Here is a 17,378-nt window from a genome sequence, read left to right on the forward strand (position 1 = left end):
GTGCTTGTCGGCGCGGGCTCGCGGGGCGACGATGGCTGCACCGCATCGCCGTCCCGGGAGGCCGACTTGACCGATCCATGGGTGGCTCTGGAGGCCGGTGCCGATCCCGCGGAGAGGGTGCGGGTGCTGCGCCGCGCCCATGAGAGGTTCACCGAGGCGGGGACCGTCGCGCGGCCGGTCCGTTCCGTGGTGGCCGACTCGTGGCGGCGTTCGGCTCGGGCGCGGGTCTGCCCCGAGGACACCGGTGCGGCGGTGGAACTGACCGACGGGGACCTCGGCTCCTATCGGGCGGAGCATCCGCTGGCCGGGGTGATGCCGCTGTTCCGCGAGCTGATGGGCACGTTCGCGATGGACGGTGAGCATCTGCTCGCCGTGTGCGACGCGCACGGCAGGCTGCTCTGGGTCGAGGGGCACTCGGCGACCCGTCAGAAGGCCGGGCGGATGAACTTCGTGCCAGGTGCGCGGTGGGCGGAGTCGGCCATGGGGACGAACGCACCGGGTACGGCGGTGGCCGTGGACCGGCCGGTGCAGGTGTTCGCCGCCGAGCACTTCATCCGGCGGGTCCAGCCGTGGACGTGCGCGGCGGCTCCGGTGCACGATCCGCGCACCGGTCGGCTGCTCGGGGCGGTCGACATCACCGGGGGTGACGGTCTCGCGCATCCGCACAGCCTCGCCTTCGTCCAGGCCGTCGCGCGCGCCGCGGAGTCCCAACTGGCGCTGCTCGCACCGCCGGTGGAGGTGGAAGACGCCGTGGAGCTCACCGCGCTCGGCCGCGATGAAGCCCTGCTGCTGACCGGGGGCCGCAAGGTCCGGCTGAGCCGCAGGCACAGCGAGATCCTCGTCCTGCTCGCCCGCCATCCGGAGGGGCTCACCGGTGACGAGTTGCTGTGCGCGCTGTACGAGGACGAGTCGGTGACACCGGTGACGCTGCGCGCCGAACTGGCCCGGCTGCGCCCCGTCATCGGGCCGGAGCTGCTGAGGTCGCGCCCGTACCGGCTCGCGGTGCCGGTCGAGTCCGACATCGATGCCGTCGAGCGTCGGCTCGGGGCGGGGGCGGTCACCGCGGCCGCCTCCGCGTACGCGGGGCCGCTGCTTCCCGGCTCGCAGGCGCCTGCCGTGGCCAGGCTTCGGCGCAGGCTCGCCGACCAGCTGCGCGCGGCGCTCATCGCGCGCCGCGACCCCGACCTCCTGTCCGACTGGGCGCACGCCCCGTGGGGCGAGGACGACCTGGCGGTGTGGCGCGCGCTGGCCCAGGTGCGGGCGACCCCGCCGGTGCTCGCCCGCCTCGACGATCTGAACGCGGAGCTGGCGACCGGGACGTAACGGGCGACGAGGTGCGCAACGTACATGCAACGTCCGCGCTCCTAGCCTCCGGGCGAGAGCTGCCCAACGGCGGGCAGCCTTCCCCGGGAGGCCAGCCAAGATGACCCGTTACACAGCGCCCGGCACCGAGGGCGCACTCGTCTCCTACCAGGCCCGCTACGACCACTTCATCGGCGGTGAGTACGTACCGCCCGCCCGCGGCCAGTACTTCGAGAACCCGAGCCCGGTCAACGGACAGCCCTTCACCGAGATCGCCCGCGGTACGGCCGAAGACGTGGAACGCGCGCTGGACGCGGCGCACGCCGCCGCCCCCGCCTGGGGCCGCACCTCCACCACCGAACGCGCGGACGTCCTGCGGAAGATCGCCGACCGCATGGAAGCCAACCTCGAGCAGCTCGCCGTGGCCGAGAGCTGGGAGAACGGCAAGCCGGTCCGCGAGACCCTGGCCGCCGACATCCCGCTCGCCATCGACCACTTCCGCTACTTCGCGGGCGTCATGCGCGCGCAGGAGGGGTCGCTGAGCGAGATCGACGAGGACACCGTCGCGTACCACTACCACGAGCCGCTCGGCGTCGTCGCGCAGATCATCCCGTGGAACTTCCCCATCCTGATGGCGACTTGGAAGCTCGCCCCCGCGCTCGCCGCGGGCAACGCGGTCGTTCTCAAGCCCGCCGAGCAGACCCCTGCCTCCATCCACTACTGGCTGAGCCTGGTCGCCGACCTGCTCCCGCCGGGCGTCGTCAACATCGTCAACGGCTTCGGCATCGAGGCGGGCAAGCCCCTGGCATCCAGCGCGCGCGTCGCGAAGGTCGCCTTCACCGGTGAGACCACGACGGGCCGGCTGATCATGCAGTACGCCTCGGAGAACATCAAGCCGGTGACGCTGGAGCTCGGCGGCAAATCGCCGAACATCTTCTTCGACGACGTGTGGGCGGCCAACGACGAATTCCGCGACAAGGCACTCGAGGGCTTCACGATGTTCGCCCTCAACAACGGCGAGGTCTGCACCTGCCCGTCACGCGCGCTCGTCCAGCGCGGCCACTACAGCGAGTTCATGGAAGCGGCGATCGCCCGCACCGAACAGATCGTCGCGGGCCACCCGCTGGACACGGACACGATGATCGGCGCCCAGGCCTCCAACGACCAGCTGGAGAAGATCCTCTCCTACCTGGACATCGGCCAGCAGGAGGGCGCCAAGGTTCTGACGGGCGGTCAGCGCATCACGTACGACGGAGAGTTGGCAGGTGGCTACTACGTCCAGCCGACGATCTTCGAGGGCGACAACCGCATGCGGATCTTCCAGGAGGAGATCTTCGGCCCGGTCGTCTCGGTCGCGTCGTTCAACGACTTCGACGACGCGATCAAGACCGCCAACGACACGCTGTACGGCCTGGGCGCGGGCGTATGGACCCGCGACATGAACACCGCCTACCGCGCGGGCCGCGCGATCCAGGCCGGCCGGGTCTGGACGAACTGCTATCACGCGTATCCCGCGCACGCGGCGTTCGGCGGCTACAAGCAGTCCGGGATCGGGCGCGAGACGCACAAGATGATGCTGGAGCACTACCAGCAGACCAAGAACATTTTTTGTAGCTATTCCCCCAAGAAGCTTGGGTTCTTCTAGAACCATCAAGTTGGGCGCCTGGAGCAAATATTGCCCTTCAGGCGCCCTCACCTGATCAGCCCCTTCCGGCCAACGAGTGAGAACTCTATGTAACCAATCTCTTTGAAACGATGGCGCTCCCGGACCAGTCACGGTCCACATTGGGCACTCACCGACGTCGAAGCGTTGCAACAGGAGTTCGCGCCTACTGGAAGACATCGACGGACCGCAGAATCGGTGAACATCCCTCGGCTGGCGCTGGGAGTCGTGAGCAGATGAGCCTTTAGACGTCGCTTCTCTTGGTGCTCGTGGGTAGTTGAATATCTCATGGGTGGACTGGTCGAAAGGTTGCCGCCGCGCGGGCATCAATCGCACCCACCTCGGGGATGCCGCGCCTTCGGTAGGGCGAGGTCCTGGACGGCGGGGTCGAGCTCCTTCCTGAGGTCCGCCGCCCCCGGGGCGCTGCCGACGTTGACCGGAGGACCGGACAGTGGCCGGTTCTGTTGTCCCGGGGCGCCGTGGCCGGATCTCCCCCTGCCGTCCTCTCGGGCCGCCCTGCCAGGGTGTGGCCTTCGTCTTCGAGCCGAGAGGAACGACCACCATGAGTGAGAGCCCCGCGCACTCCGCCCGCAGCCCGAAGAGGTGCCCGGACCCGGATCCGAACCTGCTCCCCCAGGAAGTGGCCCGGGAGCTGCACGTCTGCATGGGCCTCAACTCCTGCGCGGGCTCGACGCGTCGGGCCAGGTCCCCATGGCGGGCATGGGCACGTGCGCGACCGTCTTCCACGTCTGCCACGGCAAAGGTGCCTGCCGGGGCCAGGGCGGCTGCGGCTACGCGGGCACGGACTACGAGCAGTTCCACCCAGGCGAGCAGGACTGTCGCTACAACGGCAGCTGTGCCAGCCCGATCAACGAGAGCCGGGGCTTCTCGGCCGGCCCACTGAAGGGCAAGAGCGTATGGAAGCAGCTCGCCAGCTCTTCGAGGGGCGGATGTACGCGGCGGGCAAGGCGTTCGGCCCGGCCCCGGGCGAGGGCATCGAGGATGATCGGATGCCGCACTACGACTACATGTCGCAGCCGCAGTGAGCGAGGCACGGCTGGGCCTGCCGCACCTCGGCCTCGGGGTCGGGCTGCGGACGCAGCACCTCCCGTACATCCGCCGGCATCGGCCGGACGTCGGCTTCTTGGGTGTCAGGATGGAGATCTTGGTTCTGGGCGGAACGGCGTGGGTGGGCCGGGAGCTGTCCCGACAGCCGATTGAGCGCGGTCATCGGGTGACGTGCCTGGCTCGCGGCGGAAGCGGAGAAGTCTCGGGCGGAGCGACGCTGGTGGCCGCCGACCGGCGTGATCCTTCGGCGTATGCACCCCTGCTCAAGCGCGAATGGGATGCGGTCATCGAGGTGTCATGGCAGCCAGGGGTCGTTCGTGAGGCGCTTGACGCACTGGGCGACCGAGCCAGGCACTGGGCTTATGTCTCCTCCGTCAGCGACTATGCCCCCCCATGCCACGCTGGCCGCAGATGAGTCCGCGGCCCTGCTTGCTCCGACCGAACGGAGCGAGGTCGACCGCGCGTTGTACGGCGAGGCGAAGGTAGCCTGCGGACGGGCGTCGACGGCCATTGTGGGCGACCGCCTTCTCATCGCACACGCCGGCCTGATCGGCGGCCCGGGGGATCACAGCGGACGCTCCGGCTACTGGGTGGCCCGTGCCGCACGCGACCCGCAAGGGCCGATGCTGGTTCCCGACGCACCGGCCATGCCGACACAGGCGATCGACGTACGGGACCTCCCCGCCTGGCTCCTCGACGCAGCGGAGACGGGGACCATCGGCACATACGATGCTGTCGGTCCGGTCGTTGCGTTCGGAGAGTGGATCGAGCTGCCCCGCGCCGTCGGCGGGCACACCGGCCCGGTGATCACCGCCGACTCGGCATGGCTGCTCACGAACGGCGTGGCCGAGTACATTGGGAGCCGAGTCACTGCCGATGTGGCTGGTCGAACCGGGCTGGGAAGGGTTTTCCGCCCGGGACGGGTCTGCGGCGCGCGCCGTAGGGCTGCGTCATCGGCCCGGGGCGGAGCTGCTGGCCGACACGCTGCTCTGGGAACGCGAGCAGGGTCTGAACCGGGCAAGACGTGCCGGCCTCGGCGCTCAGCGCGAGCGCGAGTTGCTCGACGCTCTCGGCTGACGGCTGGTCTCCTGCTGGGCCCGCCCGTGCGCACGACGATAAGTGGGTCAGCGGACCGTGCCATCTCCCAGTCTCCTGGCCCAGTCTCGCAATTCGGGGGCGGCCAGGCTGGTGCCCAGCCAGTCGTGGTCGAGGTCGGCTCGTGGAAGGGATGGTACGACTGCGACGTAGAGCCCGGCAGCGCGTGCCGATGCGATGCCTGTGCCCGAGTCCTCGAAGGCGACGGAGCGTTTGGGAGTCGTACCGAGTGCCTCGCACGCAGTGAGGTAGAGCTCGGGTGCAGGCTTGGGAGAGCGCACTTCGTCGGCGGCGAACGAGTGGGTGAAGTAGTCGGCGAGACCGGCCGACCACAGTGCCGCATCCAGCAGTTCCCGGGGGCTGTTGCTGGCTACGGCGATGGGTACGGCCGCCCGGCAGGCGCGCACCAGTTCCGCCGCCCCGGGGAGGGCCGCGGCGCCTCGGGACAGCTCCTTGCGGACTCTTTCGAGGAGTTCGGCGGCGAGTTCGGCACCGGCGCCGGGGCGCCCGAGGTAGTGGGCCATGGCCTCTCCGGCGGCTTCCACGGTGCGGCCGATCACCAGGGCTTTCTGTTCGGGACCGAAGGGATGGCCGTGCGCCGCGAAGATAGCCGTTTCCGCAACGGGGATCGTGCTCCAGGCCGTCAGGCCTTCGCCGAGCCGCCGAGCGCAGACAGGCGTTGTCGGTACTCCCCGTCGTCGATCTCACCGCGTGCCTACCATTCAGCGAGCAGCCGTTCCGGTGCCGTCGGGCCGGCGGGCGGGGGCCGGCAGAACACCTTGAACCTTCACTACCCAGGTGAAGCGAGCTCGAGCAGCCCCGCCTCCGTCCGGGCCGTTCCAGGCACGGAGTGCGCCGATGCATAGGCTTACATCACCGAAATTGGTTCTGGGCAGGGAGTGGCAATGCTGAGAGCGGTGTTCGTGCGAACCTTGAAGCCGGGCGTGACCTATGAGCAGTTCAAGGACGCGTGGTGGCCCGAGGGCACCGACAAGTACCCGGTCCCGGTAGACATCGCGCGCAACACGGCCGATGACCGGCAGGTGGTCACGATTCTCCATCTGGACATGTCCCTGGCCGAGTTCGGGGAACGGCGTGCTTCGCTGACCCGTCCTGACGCGCTTGAGCGGCTTGCCGAACTCGTGGAGAGTACCGATCTGGTGGGGGTATTCGAGGATGTCTGCGAAGAGCCGGCTGCGTGACGTCGTCCTCCTGCCCGGGTGGGAAAGTGAGGCGCCATGCCCGTCCGGTTCCCCTGACCGCCGCCGCCCGCAAGCGGTTGAAGCTGGCGGCCTGGGGTCACAAGACCGAGTACCAGCTGCGGATACGGGCATAGGTCGTACTGCACGTGGCACGCAGGCGTTCCAACGTGCGGATCTCCCCGGAGACTTGACACCGTGCGCCGCGGGCAGGGCTGCCCAGGTTCGAAGACGGACGTGACGGGCTGGGGCGTCTCGCTCATGCCGCCGCCCGCCACGGTTGCGTGGCGGGCGGCGGTCGAGGATGCGGCGAAGGGGGCAACAGGAAACTTCGCCAACGGCCAGAACTGCTCCGGGTGGCTCTGCTGCACTGGGCGCATGGGAGCGCGATTGACGCCGTATGAGGTCATTCTGCGGCGGCTGACCCGGCTGTGCCGTGCCGGGGAGTCCGGGAGTAAGCGGGCTGCCGAGCAGCTGCAGGCGGCCGCGTGAATATCACCGAACCCCTCAACGACCTCCGGGCCCGGCATGACGAGGCCACCGCTCGGGCTGGCGAACTGCGTGACCAGATCGAGCAGTTCACCGCCCCCCTCGCCGAGACCGAGGCACGTCTCGCGGACCTGGCCACCACCCGGAAGGTCGTCGCGGAACTCGCACGGAACGGGACCGAACCTGAACCGCCCGAGTTGGCCACCACCTGCCAGCACATCCTGAACGCCTTCTCTCAGCACCCGGCCAGGTACTCCGCGTCCGTGAACTGCACGAACTGCTGGGCATGCCCACCGACGCCCCGGCCATGAACGTCACCCGCAGCCGCCTCGGGCGCCTCACCTGCCAAGGCTTCCTCACCCAAGCCTGATGCGGCCTCTACCAGAGACGGACTTAGCGTCCTCTGAGTGCAGGGCACGGGCGTCGCGTGGCCTGTCAGTGACGTAGCCGGGCGGCTGCGGCCAGAATCGGGGTGCTCACGACGGTGGCTGCGGCGCCGAGTGTGGTGTCGGTGGCCAGGATCCACCGGACGGTCTTCATGGCCAGGGTGAGGACTTCGCTGCCGCGCCGGCGCATGCCGGCCTCGAAATGGTCCACGGCGTCGGTGAGGGTGGCGGTGCCGTCGGCGGCGGCGCTGACGTGCGTGAGCAGGCTGGCGGCGTCGCGGATGGCCGCGCCCGCGCCCATTCCGGCGGTGGGCGGTGTGGCGTGGACAGCGTCGCCCAGCGCGGTGATACGACCCGCAGGCCAGGGCGCGAGATCCTCCGCGCGGGTGGAGGCGGCGTTGAAGCGGAATCCGGCCACGCTGTGCGGGTCGGCTTGGGCGATGACCTCGAGTGTGTGCTCGGCCCAGCCCCGCTCGCGGAATCGGCCGAGCAGCGCGGCCTGTAGTTCGCCGCCACGCAGGTCGCGCAGGGAATCGGTGCTGGTGGATTCGGGGAACATGGCGCCCCAGATGTAGGTGGGTCCGGTGGTGACCGACATCCGCAACTCGGGAGCGTCGAGCGCGGTGTTGCCGACCGGGTCAAGGAAGCCGACGTAGAGCGCTGCTCCGCGCGGGCCGACCGCCAGCCCCGATCGTGGCCTCAGTCGCTGCTGCTCGCCGGGGCTGAGGTCTCGCCGGAGGGTGCGGCCGGAGAACCCGATGATGCCCGCCGGGCTGTTGGTCGGGCCTCCCGCCAGGTGGCGGGCGACTACCGAGTGGGTGCCGTCCGCGCCCACCACCAGATCCGCCGAGACCGGCGCCCCGTCGGTGAACAGCACTCGGGGCGCGCCGTGGTCATCGTGGCCGACGCCGGACACGTTGCATCCCAAGTGCAGGCCATCTCCGACGGCTTCGGCCAGCAGCATCCGCAGGGTGATGCGATCGACGTCGATACTTGCACTGTCGCTGAGGTCCGGCCCGTGGCCCAGCAGCCGGCCGCGGCGATCCCAGAACGCGTCGCGCTCGCGCAGTCGCAGCGCCGAGCCCGATGCCAGCAGCCGCTGCATGATCTTCGGTTCCACCAGATCTTTGAGCGCCGACTGCGCCCGCTCATCCAGGGTGATGTGGTATCCGCCCGTCGCCGCCACGTCGGTGTCGCGGTCGAATACCGCCACCTCAATCCCCCGGCGACGCAGCCCCGCCCCCAATGCAAGCCCGCCGATCCCGCCACCAACCACGACCACCCGCATACCCGACGTCCTTTCTACCGCTGCTCGCTGAACAGAACCCACCCTGACACCGGTAATGGACACCGAGTGGCCACTACCCGTGTCAGGGTGGGACGATGGCGAACACCTCACACCGGGCGTTGCGGCTGTTGTCTCTGCTCGGATCAGGACGGCAGTGGTCGCTGCGCGAGCTCGCCACCCGGCTCGGGACCAGCGAACGTACTGTCCGCCGCGACATCGAGACTTTGCGCGCGCTCGACTACCCGATCGCTACCATCCACGGCCCCGACGGCGGCTACCGGCTCGGAGCCGGGCGAACCCTGCCGCCGTTGCTGTTCGACCACGACCAGGCTCTCGCGGTCGCGGTGGCCCTGCAGACCGCGCCAAGCACGATGTTCGGCCTCGGGGACGACGCGGCGCGGGCACTGACGGCTCTGCACCAGGTCATGCCCCCTGCGCTGCGGGCATCCATGGAATCCCTGCGCCTGACTCGGCTGCAGAACTATTGGGAGTTCCCCGCGCCCCCCATCGACCCGGCCGCCCTCACCGCCGTCGGAACCGCGGTACGCCACCGCCACCTCCTCGTCACCGAGACACTGCGTCCCGACGGCACACGCCCCGACCCCAGTGACCCCGACTACCTGCCCGCCCACCGCATTGAGCCACACCACCTGGTCGTCTGGGCCGCCCGGTGGTATCTGGTCGCCTACGACCTCACCGACAATGAATGGCGAGTGCGCCGCGTCGATCGACTGCACCCCCGCCCCACCACGCAGCACTTCGCCGCCCGCGCGCTTCCCCACCCCGACCTCGCCCACTTCGTGATGAGCACCCACGACCGCGGCGACACCCCCGCCGCCTGGCAATGCACCGGCACCGCCCGGCTCAACCTGCCCGCTCACATCGTGGCCCGCTGGGCACCAGGCGGCTCCGTCGTGGAACACCTCGACACCGAGTACTGCCGGCTCACTCTCGGCGCCTGGTCCTGGGCCGGCATCGCCGGCATCCTCGCCACCTTCGACACCGAACTCACCGACCTCCACCCACCCGAACTCGTCCACGCATGCCGCCGGCTCGCACACCGATGGGCCACTATTGCCGGCACCGAGAACCTCAGTCCTTCTCATGGATGACCATCTGTGAGAGTTCCGGGAGAGCCCCGGTGGTGATCGCGTCTTCGCACGTCACCGTTCGCAAAAGTCCTCTCGAAACCGGCGTGTTGTGCGAGGCACTTCTGAGTGGACGTTAAGTCCGACCTTCCTCGGTTCGTGATCGCTCGATCGTGGTACTGATCGCCACGTCGACCGCCTTCTGGGTATGTCCATACCGAGATGCGGGATATGGAGCGAGAGCCGTACCCCAGTGACTTGTCGGACGGGCAGTGGGTGTTGATCGAGCCGATGATTACGGCCTGGAAGCAGGACCGGGTGGCGCGGTCGGCGACCGGGGACCCCGGGGCCTGCGATGCGACCTCCGGGAGGTTGTGAACGCGATCTTCTATCAGAACCGGACGGGCTGCCAGTGGCGCTATCCGCCCCACGACTTCCCGGCCTGGTCGGCGGTGTTTCTACTACTTCGGCCTGTGGCGCGAGGACGGGCTGGGCCAGCGGATCCAGGAACTCCTGCGCTGCCAGGTGCGGGAGAGAGCCCGGCGATTAGAGGACCCGTCCCTCGTGATCATCGACACAGTCCGTCCGCGCGGCCGCCGGTGTTCCGAAGACCACGACGGGACTGGACGCCAACAAGAAGGTGTCGGGCCGCAAACGGGGACTGGCTGTGGATGTGATGGGGCTGATCATCGGCGTCGTCATGCTGGCCGCATCCACCCACGACAACACCGCCGGCACCGCCCTGCTAGACCAGGCCGCCGGACGCTGCGGGATGCGCCTGGAGAAGGCCCTGGTGGACCAGGGCTTCAAGGACCAAGTAGTCATCCATGGCGCGTTGTTGAACATCGACGTCGAAGTCGTCCGCCGCACCCCCGAAGACTAGGGCAAAGGCTTCGTCCCGCAGCCCAAGCGGTGGGTGGTCGAGCAGGTCAACGGCACGTTGATGCTGCACCGGCGCCTGGCCCGCGAGTGCGACCACCGCCCCGACACCTCCACCTCACGCGTCTACTGGGCCTCCATCGCCAACATGACCGGCGCCTCACCACACCAGCCCCCACCTGGCGCGACACCCTCGAGCTGGCCGCGTGAACGTCATTGAGCTCCTGGCAGACTTCCAGACCCAGCACAACCAGACCACGGCCCGGGCCACCGGCGGAGTCGGCCACCGCCTACCACTCCATCGTGAACACCTTCGACGAGCACCCCAGCCGGGCGTTCAGAGCCCGTGAGCTGCACGAACTCCTCGGCAAGCCCACCGACGAGGTGACCGTCAACATCACCCGCAGCCGCCTCGGACGCCTCACCCGCCAAGGCTTCCTCACCCAACCCGGACGAGGCGCTACCAGAAACGGACTTAACGTCCACTCAGGGGGATGAGGACGATCGGCACACGTCGCAGACCCAGGTTGGTACCCCTCTGAGAGGGTGGTTCGTGAGCTGATGTCTGTTTCTTGCTGAGGTTGGGACACCGTCTGCTGGTCGCGAGGGGAGCAGGATCGGGTGAGCGTCTCGTAGTGTCGCTGTATGACGACTGTGCTCTGCGTGCCTCAATGGCAAGGTTCGGCGTCGAGCAAGGCGCCGCAGCTGGTGGCTGGTGCTCGTCGCGCTGCTGGGCTCGTCCCGGCTCAGGCAGTGGTGATCGTGCCGGTACTTGACATCGGTGGGGAGAAGGCCGCTGGGATCCGGGCGCTTGATGTTCTTATAGAGAATCAGCGGTTGACGCAAGAGGCACTGGTTGGGATTGAGGGCCGGGTGATTACTGTTGGCGGTGATTGCGCGGTCGATATCGCGCCGATTGCTGCGGCTCACGCCCGCTACGGTGACCGATTGACGGTGCTGTGGATCGACGCGCATCCGGACGTATACAGCCCGCAGACTCTGCCATCGGGTGCCTTCCACGGCATGGTGGTGCGCGCTCTGCTGGGTGATGGGCCGGCTGGGCTCACGCCTGATCAGCCGCTGGCTCGCGAGCAGGTGATCATTGCCGGGGAGCGAGCGGGTGATGCGTCCGAGCACGAGTACCTCGCGAGGGCTGGACTGCGCAGGCACGGTGTCGAGGACTTGGAGCGGGTGCTCGACGGTTTGCACGGCCCTGTGTACGTGCACGTGGATCTCGACGTGCTGGAGCCCACGGTGTTCGGCTCCACCTGCTACCCCGAGCCGAACGGCGTGCAGCCACAGCGACTGATCGATCTGATCGACAACGTGCCCGACATCGTCGGCGGGGCCATCACCGAGCACGCGCCGTCCAGCGACGATGTCAACGGCCGCGAGGCCGAGGTCATCCGCCGGCTGGGCACGGCGTTGGCAGGCTGATGACTCCACGCGTTGCGGTGATGGTGAGCACGACCGCGGCCTTCCCCATCAGGGAGGTCGGCCGGCTACCGCCTCCTGATGAAGCTACCGGTGTCGGCCTCAGTGAGGATGTCGAGCCTGACGAGGCGTTTCAGCTTGGCGCGGGTGCGTTCGATGTCCTTCGGCAGTGGTTCGTGGTCAAGGGCTTCGCAGACATCACGGGCCCGGAGGGGGCCGGTGGCCTCGTTGAAGACGGCGACGATGCGGGGGTAGTCCGGGTGCTCAGGCAGGTCTGGTGAGGAGGTCCGGTCCGGGATCCGGTCGGCGAGGTTTGTGACGGTCTTCCGGGTGATCGCGAGGTGTTCGAGGTGGGTCTCGGCCTCCTGCAGCCGGTTGTGCAGTTCGGCGATCTGGGCGCGGAGGTCGTCGGCCAGGGCCTGGGCGGCATCCTGCTGGACCTCGAGCGCGTCGAGGAGGAGCTGGATGCTCACGCGGTCACCGCCTGTGGGTCGCGCCAGGTGGGAGTGTTCGTGCCGGTGAGGCGGCGGACCATGACGTGGGCCATGGCCCAGCGGACGCGGGAGGCGGAGGAGGCCGGGCGGTGCTCGTAGTCGCGGACCAGGCGCCGGTGCAGTGTCAGGATCCCGTAGGTCTGCTCGACCCTCCACCGCTGCGGCTGCGGGACGAACCCCTTGTCCCGCGGGTTGCGTTCGACGGTCTCGACGTCGATGCCGAGGAGGGTGCCGTGCATGACGACCTGGTTCTTGAAGCCCTGGTCGACCAGCGCCTTGCGGACGCTTCCTCCGGCGCTCTCGGCGACCTGGTCCAGCAGTGCGATGCCCGCGGCGTTGTCGTGCGTGCTGGCGGCGAGGACGGTCACGGCGATAACCAGGCCCAGCACGTCAACTCCCCGTTTGCGGCCCAGTACCCGTTTCGCCGGATCCCGGCCGGTCGTGGCAGCGGGGCCCCCACAGCCACGTGGACACTCTGCGTGTCCAGCACCACCAGGGTCGGGTCTTCTAACCGGCGGGCCCGCTCACGGACCTGGCAGCGCAGGAGTTCGTGGATGGCCTGGTCGGTCCCGTCGTCCCGCCACGCGGCGAAGTAGTAGTACGTGGCGAGCCGTCGCCGAGCTGTTCGCGTTCGCCGCGGCCAGTCCCGCCGAAGCCCGCCAGCACCTCGGCCCCCACCGTGGCCCACGAGCCCGGCCTTGCCCTGGCCCTCGCACAGGTGGGCCGAGGGCTGGCTGCGGCCGGATACCCGGACCGGGCCATGGCCCCCACGGAGCAAGCGGTGGGGATCTTCTGGCGTCTGACGGCGACCCAGCCGGGCCAGTACGAGACCGGCCTCGCGCTCGCCCTGAACAACCTCGGCATCTTCTCCTGGCAGCTGCGCCGCCTCTCGGACGCCGTGGCCGCGCAGGCGCGGGCCATCGAGTTCACCCGGCGCGGCCTGGCGGCAGGACCGCCCGCCGGGTCGCTGCTCGCCCGCGCGTTCGTGCTCGACGAGTCCGAGCTGGCGCAGTGCCTGGGCAACCTGTCCGTCCTGCTCTGGGCGTCGCGGCGCAGGGAGGAGGCAGTCACCGCGCTGCAGGAGGCGGTCGCGACCGCCCGCCGCCTTGCCGCGGTGGCGCCCGCCGCGCAGGAGTCCGTCCTTGCCGACCTCGCGTCGCGGCTCGTCACCTATCTGGGGCGGCTGCAACGGTGACGGGAGGCCCTCGCCCTGGCCGACGAGGCGGCGGGGATCACCGCACGGCTCGCGGCGGCCGACCCGGTCCGGTACGAGAGCGGCCACGCGAAGGTCCTGCGCCAGTCGGCCCAGGCCCGCCTCGGCGCCGAGGGCAGCCTCGCCGCCGCGCGGCGGGACGCCGACATGTCCGTGGCGATCTACCGGCGCCTGGCGGCCGAGGACCACGCGGAGTACGGCCGGGCCCTCGAAGAGGCCGTGGAGACCCAGGAGTTGGTGCGGTCCGCGGGCAGCGGCGGACCCGTCGCACCGACGGCACGCTGGACCTCGGAGGAGCACTGGGTGAACCTCCTGAACCAGGACGAGGTCTGGCAGGACGTCCAGGACCGCCGCCACCGACTGGACGAGATGCCCCGCCCTACTGTGGCAACGTCCTGCGCTTCATCCGTAAACAGGCCGACCAGCTCATCGAGTTGCTCGCCGACGGGCTCGACGTGACGCCGGAGGCCCTCGGCCTGACCGACCGGGACGACGCGGCGTCCTGGCTGGACCGCCAGCCCCTGATCGTCGCCCTGACCCGGCGCGCCAGGGGCGAGTCGGCCCGGCCCGAAATCTGCCACTGCGGTTACCCGGTGGCCCCGGACTGGCACCACGACCACTGCTATCCGGGCATCATCGTGGACTGACCCGGACGACCCCAGTGGTGCGGTACGACGCCGAACAGACCACTGGGGCCGTTCACCCCTCCAGGCGCGGGCAGGAAGGTACGACACAGGCAGACTTGTTGGTCCGCACATGGGGCTACCAGCGGCAGGCGTGCCTTCTTGCGAGTCGACCAAGATCCGGACCATTCCCGGACCACGATGCCAACCGAGACCCCCACAACGGTCGGTTCCCCAGATCAAACAGGTCGCGCTTCCTGTACCACCAGGAGACGAAGAACGTTCTCTGTTCCTACAGCCCGAAGAAGCTTGGGTTCTTCTAGAGCCTGAAGTCGGTTGCCTGAAGGCACCGTTGTGCTCCAGGCAACCCGACACAATAGCTACCCAATGCAATCAGTCAGGTACTTCTCGTTAGCCTTTGGCGCCCAGAGGAGTTCCACTCGGACCAGTCGCGGACCAAATTGTGCTGGAGAACGTCCCGCCGCGAGCCGCCCGCTCATCAGCACAGCGACCCGTCGAATGCCCGTAGGCAGCGCCCGAAACGTCGACAGAAGGCAGCAGAAATGGCCGGACAGGAAGGACGCCGCGAAGTAGGCCAGCCCCCAAGCTCCCGGCGTGAACAAGGCCGTTGTCAGTGCCGCATGCGATGCTCACCCCGGATATCGGGCGCTGCAGGAGGAGGCCGGATGGCGACGGGGCGTCCCCGGAAGGATCCGCGCGATCCGGTGTTGATCATGCGGGAAGCCGGGCTCGAACCACTGGAGCCCTACCCAGGCAGTGATAAGCCCTGGCGTTGCCGCCATGAAGCGTGTGGGAGAGAAGTAACACCGCGGCTGGGCAACATCGCTGCGGGCAGACAGGGCGGCTGCCGCTACTGCTCAGGCACGGCGCCGATTCCTCCAGAGGAGGCTGTGACGCTGATGCGCTCGGCAGGCTTGGAACCGCTGGAGCCGTATCCCGGGGCGACACCGCCTTGGCGCTGCCGACACGTACCGTGCGGTCGGGAGGTCAATCCGCGCTACTCGTACATCAAGCGCGGAGGGGACCGTGCCGATGGTGCGCGCCGAACACTCCGGTCGATCCCAACCAGGCCGCCGCGCTCATGAGGTCGGCGGGTCTGGAGCCATTGGAGCCCTACCCCGGCACCGACGTCACCTGGCGGTGCCGCTGCACAACCTGCAGCACGATCGGGACGCCCACTCATGGGTCGATCAAGGGCGGACAAGGGGGCTGCGGCCCGTGCGGGCGCAAGAACGCCGGGCGGGGCATCAGCCAGGCATGGTCGCATCGCCGCGAACTGCCCCGCACGGACGGCGACCAGGCCGCAGTCGAGGCCAAGGATTTCGACCTGGCGCCGCTCGAGTCATACCCGGGACCGAGCGGCCTGTGGAGTTGCCGCCACCTCGCGTGCGGCCGAGACGTCCAGATCAGGTTGAGCAACCTCAAGCGCGGCCTTCGGACCTGCCCGTACTGCTCTCCCTCACCGGGTGGCCGACGCCGCTGGCCTGCGGACGAAGCAGAGGCTCTCATGCGCGCCGCCGGCCTGGAACCGCTCGAACCGTACGCGGGGCGTCGTGACATGGCGTGGCGCTGTCGCTGCAACGGCTGCGGGCGCGAGACGTCACCGAGTCTGGGCGGCATTCTGGCGGGTCAGGGAGGCTGCCGGCACTGCGCGGACGTGAAAGCGGCAGCGGGCAGAAGGACCGACCCGGACATCACGGTGGCTGCCATGCGTGCCGCCGGGCTGGAGCCGCTGGAGCCCTACGCCACCTCGGTCACTGCGTGGCGGTGCCGCTGCACGACCTGCGGCAACGAGGTCTCCCCGACCCTCATGAAAATCCGTACTGGTGGCGGATGCAAGTTCTGCGCCACCCACGGCATCGATCTGGCAGGACCGTCGAAGGTCTACGTGATCACCCACCGGGAGTGGCAAGCCGTCAAGATCGGCATCGGTGCCTGCACCGGCTACACCTCGCGCCTCATCCAACACGAACGCCAGGGCTGGCAACTGCATCAGGCCCGTGAATACGCCACCGGCGCGGCTGCCTACGATGTCGAGCAGGCCGTGCTGGGCCGCCTGCGCCAGGCCGGGCTCATTCCCTTCTCACAAGCGACATCATGCCGAATGGCTGGACCGAGACCTGCTCCGCGTCCCGGCGGCCGAAGTCTGGGCCATGGTCGACGAGGAAACCCGGAACGCCACGGAACCCTATGCACCCCGAGTCGGCGACCGACCCCGTACCGCGGTCCTCATCGACGCGGAGGCCGCAGCCGCCGAAATGCGGGCCTGCGGATACGAGCCACTCGTACCGTATCCCGGCCGCACCAACGCGACTTGGCCCTCGCGCTGCCTGACCTGCGGGCACGAGGGGCGTCCGACGTTCAACGCCGTCCGTAACGCGGGCCAGCGCTGTCGCGTCTGCCGGGCGAAGAAGACCCAGGCGAAACGCGCCGCGACAAACGCGCCGAAGGCCGGCGAAACCATGCGCGCGGCCGGACTCGAACCACTGGAACCCTACCCAGGCAGCCATACACCGTGGCGGTGCCGCTGCACCACATGCGGTCGCGAAACCAGCCCCACCTACTCCAACGTCAACAGTGGTTCGAAGGGCTGCCGGTTCTGTGCCCTCAACTCGGCCACCGACGAGCGGGCGTCCGCAGAGGTGCGAGCTGCCGGGTTCGAGTCGCTGGAGCCGTACCCCGGCCGCACCACGGACCATTGGCGCTGCCGCTGTTCCTGTGGAAACGAAGTCACGACACGCCTGTCCTCCATCCGGTCGGGCACCACCGGTTGCAAGAAGTGCCCCCGATCCGGCGGCCGAACCGATCCTGCGGCAGCCGCCGCGGAGGCACGCGCCGCCGGGTTCGAGCCGTTGGAGCCCTATCCGGGGAAGACCACCGACCGGTGGCGCTGCCGTTGCAGGTGCAGCACGGACATCACACTCACCCTGACCAGCATCAGAGGAGGCCGTACCGCGTGCGGCACGTGCTCCTAAGGCCCGACTCGGTAACCATCGGTCACAACGTGCCAAAGGCAAACGCCACACCCAGGCCGTCATGGCGCTCTCCCGCCGCCAGGGTCAACGTTCTCTGGGCTCTCCTGCGCGACAGACGATGCTATGAGCTCACACCACCGATGGCCCGAGCGGCTTGACAA

Annotated in this window: 15 protein-coding genes and 4 pseudogenes; 14 read left to right on the plus strand and 5 right to left on the minus strand. The window is 69.0% G+C overall.

The window, feature by feature from the left end:
* Positions 1-66: 66 nt before the first annotated feature.
* The 4 genes and pseudogenes from AB0G47_RS28990 to AB0G47_RS29005 all read left to right on the plus strand — a co-directional run bounded on the left by AB0G47_RS28990 (position 67) and on the right by AB0G47_RS29005 (position 5,110).
* Entirely contained in the window at positions 67-1,323 is a 1,257-nt protein-coding gene (locus tag AB0G47_RS28990) for a GAF domain-containing protein (protein WP_360775917.1), read from the plus strand.
* 100 nt (positions 1,324-1,423) lie between these two features.
* A complete protein-coding gene (locus AB0G47_RS28995; RefSeq protein WP_360775920.1) occupies positions 1,424-2,947 on the plus strand; it encodes an aldehyde dehydrogenase family protein in 1,524 nt (507 codons plus the stop codon).
* A gap of 935 nt (positions 2,948-3,882) precedes the next feature.
* Positions 3,883-4,011, plus strand: a complete 129-nt coding sequence (locus tag AB0G47_RS29000; protein WP_360775923.1) for a hypothetical protein — start codon at positions 3,883-3,885, stop codon at positions 4,009-4,011.
* Positions 4,012-4,121: 110 nt separating this feature from the next.
* Positions 4,122-5,110, plus strand: a pseudogene (locus AB0G47_RS29005) (NAD-dependent epimerase/dehydratase family protein).
* A 47-nt stretch (positions 5,111-5,157) separates the two neighbouring features.
* Here AB0G47_RS29005 and AB0G47_RS29010 read toward each other — a convergent pair.
* Positions 5,158-5,775: an HAD family phosphatase gene (locus tag AB0G47_RS29010; protein ID WP_360776264.1), complete on the minus strand. Its 618-nt coding sequence runs from the start codon at positions 5,773-5,775 to the stop codon at positions 5,158-5,160.
* Positions 5,776-6,045: 270 nt separating this feature from the next.
* Between AB0G47_RS29010 and AB0G47_RS29015 the strand changes: the two genes are divergently transcribed.
* Both AB0G47_RS29015 and AB0G47_RS29020 read left to right on the plus strand, forming a co-directional pair.
* On the plus strand, positions 6,046-6,330 hold the full coding sequence (locus AB0G47_RS29015) for a hypothetical protein (RefSeq protein ID WP_360775926.1): 285 nt from the start codon (positions 6,046-6,048) through the stop codon (positions 6,328-6,330).
* Between the two features lie 485 nt (positions 6,331-6,815).
* On the plus strand, positions 6,816-7,127 hold the full coding sequence (locus AB0G47_RS29020; RefSeq protein WP_360775929.1) for a hypothetical protein: 312 nt from the start codon (positions 6,816-6,818) through the stop codon (positions 7,125-7,127).
* A gap of 124 nt (positions 7,128-7,251) precedes the next feature.
* Here AB0G47_RS29020 and AB0G47_RS29025 read toward each other — a convergent pair whose 3' ends face one another.
* On the minus strand, positions 7,252-8,490 hold the full coding sequence (locus AB0G47_RS29025; RefSeq protein ID WP_360775932.1) for an FAD-dependent monooxygenase: 1,239 nt from the start codon (positions 8,488-8,490) through the stop codon (positions 7,252-7,254).
* Between the two features lie 95 nt (positions 8,491-8,585).
* Here AB0G47_RS29025 and AB0G47_RS29030 point away from each other — a divergent pair, with 95 nt between their 5' ends.
* From AB0G47_RS29030 to AB0G47_RS29045, 4 genes and pseudogenes are all read left to right on the plus strand, one after another.
* Positions 8,586-9,602, plus strand: a complete 1,017-nt coding sequence (locus AB0G47_RS29030; RefSeq protein WP_360775935.1) for a WYL domain-containing protein — start codon at positions 8,586-8,588, stop codon at positions 9,600-9,602.
* A 207-nt stretch (positions 9,603-9,809) separates the two neighbouring features.
* Positions 9,810-10,667, plus strand: a pseudogene (locus tag AB0G47_RS29035) (IS5 family transposase).
* Positions 10,668-10,760: 93 nt separating this feature from the next.
* Positions 10,761-10,955: a hypothetical protein gene (locus AB0G47_RS29040; RefSeq protein ID WP_360775938.1), complete on the plus strand. Its 195-nt coding sequence runs from the start codon at positions 10,761-10,763 to the stop codon at positions 10,953-10,955.
* Positions 10,956-11,102: 147 nt separating this feature from the next.
* Complete coding sequence (locus AB0G47_RS29045) at positions 11,103-11,894, plus strand: arginase family protein (protein WP_360775941.1); 792 nt, start codon at positions 11,103-11,105, stop codon at positions 11,892-11,894.
* Between the two features lie 65 nt (positions 11,895-11,959).
* Here AB0G47_RS29045 and AB0G47_RS29050 read toward each other — a convergent pair whose 3' ends face one another.
* On the minus strand, positions 11,960-12,364 hold the full coding sequence (locus tag AB0G47_RS29050) for a hypothetical protein (RefSeq protein ID WP_360775944.1): 405 nt from the start codon (positions 12,362-12,364) through the stop codon (positions 11,960-11,962).
* Positions 12,361-12,998: pseudogene (locus AB0G47_RS29055) on the minus strand (IS5/IS1182 family transposase); the annotation flags it as partial. The pseudogene AB0G47_RS29055 and the gene AB0G47_RS29050, both read right to left, overlap by 4 nt.
* Positions 12,999-13,064: 66 nt before the next feature.
* Between AB0G47_RS29055 and AB0G47_RS29060 the strand changes: the two are divergent.
* The 3 genes from AB0G47_RS29060 to AB0G47_RS29070 all read left to right on the plus strand — a co-directional run bounded on the left by AB0G47_RS29060 (position 13,065) and on the right by AB0G47_RS29070 (position 14,245).
* Positions 13,065-13,580 carry a tetratricopeptide repeat protein gene (locus tag AB0G47_RS29060; RefSeq protein ID WP_360775947.1) on the plus strand — a complete coding sequence of 172 codons (516 nt, stop codon included), beginning with the start codon at positions 13,065-13,067 and terminating at the stop codon, positions 13,578-13,580.
* A gap of 165 nt (positions 13,581-13,745) precedes the next feature.
* On the plus strand, positions 13,746-14,057 hold the full coding sequence (locus tag AB0G47_RS29065) for a hypothetical protein (protein WP_360775950.1): 312 nt from the start codon (positions 13,746-13,748) through the stop codon (positions 14,055-14,057).
* A complete protein-coding gene (locus tag AB0G47_RS29070) occupies positions 14,054-14,245 on the plus strand; it encodes a hypothetical protein (RefSeq protein WP_360775953.1) in 192 nt (63 codons plus the stop codon). Before AB0G47_RS29065 ends, AB0G47_RS29070 begins: the two co-directional genes overlap by 4 nt.
* Positions 14,246-16,802: 2,557 nt before the next feature.
* On the opposite strand, the gene AB0G47_RS29075 is transcribed toward AB0G47_RS29070, so the two are convergent.
* The gene (locus AB0G47_RS29075) at positions 16,803-16,976 is read right to left on the minus strand and encodes a hypothetical protein (protein WP_360775956.1); all 174 of its coding nucleotides are present in this window, start codon (positions 16,974-16,976) and stop codon (positions 16,803-16,805) included.
* A 260-nt stretch (positions 16,977-17,236) separates the two neighbouring features.
* Between AB0G47_RS29075 and AB0G47_RS29080 the strand changes: the two are divergent.
* Positions 17,237-17,375, plus strand: a pseudogene (locus AB0G47_RS29080) (IS110 family transposase); the annotation flags it as partial.
* Between the last annotated feature and the right edge of the window lie 3 nt (positions 17,376-17,378).

Source organism: Streptomyces sp. NPDC021622, from assembly GCF_040640795.1.
GTDB lineage: Bacteria > Actinomycetota > Actinomycetes > Streptomycetales > Streptomycetaceae > Streptomyces.